Origin of the sequence: uncultured Campylobacter sp., assembly GCF_938018145.1 — a bacterium.
Lineage (GTDB): Bacteria > Campylobacterota > Campylobacteria > Campylobacterales > Campylobacteraceae > Campylobacter_A.
The window spans coordinates 1-2,949 of sequence record NZ_CALIII010000153.1; the positions used below are offsets into that span (position 1 = coordinate 1).

At 46.3% G+C, this 2,949-nt stretch carries 3 protein-coding genes; all 3 read right to left on the reverse strand.

The genetic code is table 11. The features are described 5' to 3' along the window. Window positions 1–284 precede the first annotated feature (284 nt). The 3 genes from Q0338_RS03470 to Q0338_RS03480 all read right to left on the reverse strand — a co-directional run bounded on the left by Q0338_RS03470 (window position 285) and on the right by Q0338_RS03480 (window position 2,837). Window positions 285–1,616, reverse strand: a complete 1,332-nt coding sequence (locus Q0338_RS03470; RefSeq protein ID WP_298085547.1) for a hemolysin family protein — start codon at window positions 1,614–1,616, stop codon at window positions 285–287. 368 nt (window positions 1,617–1,984) lie between these two features. Then, window positions 1,985–2,197: a hypothetical protein gene (locus Q0338_RS03475; protein WP_298085548.1), complete on the reverse strand. Its 213-nt coding sequence runs from the start codon at window positions 2,195–2,197 to the stop codon at window positions 1,985–1,987. Window positions 2,198–2,381: 184 nt separating this feature from the next. After that, window positions 2,382–2,837, reverse strand: coding sequence for a DUF411 domain-containing protein (locus Q0338_RS03480; protein ID WP_298085549.1), 456 nt, complete (start codon window positions 2,835–2,837; stop codon window positions 2,382–2,384). Between the last annotated feature and the right edge of the window lie 112 nt (window positions 2,838–2,949).

The window sequence follows — 2,949 nt, forward strand, 5'->3', positions numbered from 1 at the left end:
ATTTTGAGAGAGCCTAAGAGAAAAATCGGCTGAAATTTAGCAAGACGAATTTAAATTTATGCTTTGCGCAAATTTAGCGACAATCCCGCAAGACTCGGCCAAACGGCGATAAATTTAGAGCAAAAACCGTAAACTCAAATTTGACGAAATGGCTTAAATTCGTGCCGGTTTCAAGTGCGGCAACGTTTTTAAATTTAGAGTCGTTAAATTTAAGACGCCGTTTCCGCGCCTCAAATTTAAAACCAAATTTACGCTCTGCTCGCAAAAGCAAGGCGCAAATTTACTCAGTCCTCGTCCTCTTTTTCTTCGATTTTTCTGCGCACTTTGACGCTTGAGATGCTAGCGCCGTCCATCTTGCGCACCTCGTAGTAGCAGTTTTCGTCCTCGATCTTGTCGCCCACGACCGGCAAGCGACCGATTAGATTAAAGACGTATCCGCCGATCGTTAGCTCCTCGGTCTCGTCAGCAAAGCTGATCCCCATCAGCTCCTCGACGCTCTCTAAATCAAAGCGCCCCTGAAACTCGTAGATATTTTCGTTGATTTTTTTGTAGTGCGGGTCGGCGTCGTCGTGCTCGTCGTTAAAGTCGCCCAAGATCTCTTCCATTATATCTTCCATCGTAAGAAGCCCCGCCGTGCCGCCGTATTCGTCCACGACTAGAGCGGCTGAGATTTGCTGTTTGTTCATCATCACGAGGATTTTAGATATCGAGAGGTTTTCGGGCACGATGACAAATTTTCGCACGATGCTGTCAAATTCGCGCTTTTTGTTGCCCAGATCGATTTGCAAGATATCTCTGATATGAATCATGCCTAGTATCGCGTCCTTGCTGCCGTCGATATATGGATAGCGCGTGTATTTGGAGTCAAAGATCACTTTGATGTTTTCTTCGTAGCTTTTTTGCTTGTTTATGCAGACCATATCGCGGCGCGGAGTCATGATCTCTTTAGCCACCGTGTCGGAGAAATCGACCGCATTTTTGATGATCTCGGTCTCAAAGCTATCTAAAACGCCGCCTTTTAGGCTCTCGCCCACGATGATTTTTATCTCTTCTTCGGAGTGGGCTAGCTCGCTCTCTTTGGCGGGCTTGATGCCTAAAATTTTAAGCGAAACGCCTGCTAGAAAATCAAAAGTCTTGATAAGCGGCGAGAAAACCACCCAAAATACATGCAATGGACGCGCGATAGCTAGGACGGCTTTTTCGGATTTTGCGATGGCGACGGACTTTGGCACTAGCTCGCCTAGCACCACGTGCATGAGCGTGATCAGCGTAAACGCGATCGCAAACGCGACGGTATGGACTAAGATATCGTTTAGATTAAAGTATGTTTTTAGCGGTTCTTCTATCAGTCTAGCGACCGCGGGTTCGCCGATCCAGCCAAGAGCCAATGAGCTTAGCGTGATGCCTAGCTGCGTGGCGGAGAGGTAGGTGTCGAGATTGTTTGACATATCAAGCGCGGTTTTCGCGTTTGGCACTTTGTCCTTTGCAAGCTCCTCTAGGCGGCTCTTACGGACTTTGACGATGGAAAATTCTGATAAGACGAAAAAAGCGTTTAGAAATACGAAGAAAAACGCGAGAGCGATCATAAAAAGCGAGTCGGCGCTACTGGGGTGCAATTAAAATCCTTAAAAAATTAAAATGAAATGCGGCGATTATAGCAGAAAATCGGGAATTTTAAACTGAAAGCGCATTTTTGCCGCCACTGGCGCGAGCGAGAGCCGCGGAGGCTATTTTGCCGCGTTTTGGCGCTTTTGGCCGCATGCGTGCCTTGCTTTTGGCTTAAATTTGAGCGCAAATTTAAGCTCCGCGCTAAACTTGTAATACAAATATTGCTTATTTTATGCGCCGTTTGGCTCAAATTTGCAAAAATTATTTAAATTTGAGTCCAAATTTGACGCGCCTAGACCCGCACCGCAAAAATACCGATGGTTAAATTTATAAAATTTGACCCAAGTTTGCGCCGTTAAATTTAACGCGCAAAATCCTAAAACTGCGGTTTGCCGCCGTTTGCCTTCGCGCCGTTTACGAAGTCGATCGCTATTTTTTGGCAGGCCTTTTTGTCCTTTTTCTCAAGGCACAAAGCCTCAAGCTCCTCTTGACTCATGCCTTTGTAATCAGCCACCGTTTTGGTCGTCCCGCCCATATAAAGCCACGCAAGAAAACCCAAAATAAACAGGATAAAAATCAATCTCGCCACGCCCGCTCCTTTGCAAATTTATCTTAATAATACAGCCGATGGGGTTAAATTTAGCTTGATTTTGCGCCAAATTTGACAAGATGTGGCACTCAAATTTAAAAAATAGTCTCGCGGTAAAAATCGCCGCGAAAGCCGGTAAAACGATGGCCGCGGCGTTGGTAAATTTTACGCCGATCTCGCTAAATTATTTTACCTTCTTGCCGTTTTTATAGCTTGCAAAAACTTCGCTCGTGCCGTCCTTTTTAAACGCAATCACATCGTAATCCTCGACGATGCCGCCCTGCTCCATGCCGGGGCTTCCCAGCGGCATGCCGGGTACCGAGATACCCACGACGTCAGACGGTTTGGCAGCTAAAAGCGCCTTTATCTCTTCAGCCGGCACGTGCCCCTCGATAGCGTAACCTCCGACTATACCGGTGTGGCAGCTAGATAGCTCCGGCGGAACGCCGTACTTGTTTTTTGTTTCGATTATCGCGTTCGTTTTGTGCTCTACGATCTCAAAGCCGCTTTTTTTCATTATCTCGCCCCACTTTCCGCAACAACCGCAGTCCGGGCTTTTATAAACTTCGATCGTCTCGCCGCCCAGTACCGCCGACGCAAGCGCCGAAAATAGCGCAAATCCCAAAATAGTCTTTTTCATTTTCATCCTTTGTAAAAAAATCGCCGGATTTTGACGTAATAAGCATAACAGAAATCTAACGCGCATAAATTTAGCCTGGTTTTGCTATACTTTGCGACTAAATCTCAATTTT